This is a genomic window from Streptomyces sp. WM6386, assembly GCF_000972385.1.
Lineage (GTDB): Bacteria > Actinomycetota > Actinomycetes > Streptomycetales > Streptomycetaceae > Streptomyces.
In genome coordinates this window covers 1-386 of sequence record NZ_JXTE01000588.1, presented here as the reverse complement: position 1 = coordinate 386, position 386 = coordinate 1, and the positions used below count along the sequence as shown (strand labels likewise).

Sequence of the window (386 nt, the reverse complement as noted above, 5' to 3'; positions counted from 1 at the left end):
CTCATGGCCGACCCCATGGGATCCGTGTCGACAACCGAACGGTGGGAAAATGCGGGACAACGCCGACCCGGCAGACCTTTCGATCATCGAGGAAGTCTCCCGACTGGTGGGAGTGCCCTGCTCGGCGCAGACGGTCCGCTCGATCCTGTCCGCCTACGGCGACACGCTCGAGCAGGCCGTGGTCGCCTTCCGGGTGGCGACGGGGGAGCGCAACGCGGGGGATCTCGACTGCCGTTTCACCATGCTCCCGCCGGACCTGGACCCGTACGCCGTCGCCCTGTCGAACGGCCTGATCGAGGCGACCGACCACCCCGTCGGCAGCCTGCTGGCAGAACTCCACGCGGGATTCCCCATCGGGTTCAGCGGCATCGACTTCGGGGTCGTCG

1 protein-coding gene is annotated in these 386 nt (G+C 68.1%); it reads left to right on the top strand.

Translation table 11 applies throughout. From position 1 onward, the window contains the following. Nucleotides 1-49 precede the first annotated feature (49 nt). Nucleotides 50-386: aromatic prenyltransferase (locus TN53_RS42820; protein ID WP_046264330.1), on the top strand; the 337-nt coding region annotated here is incomplete at its 3' end.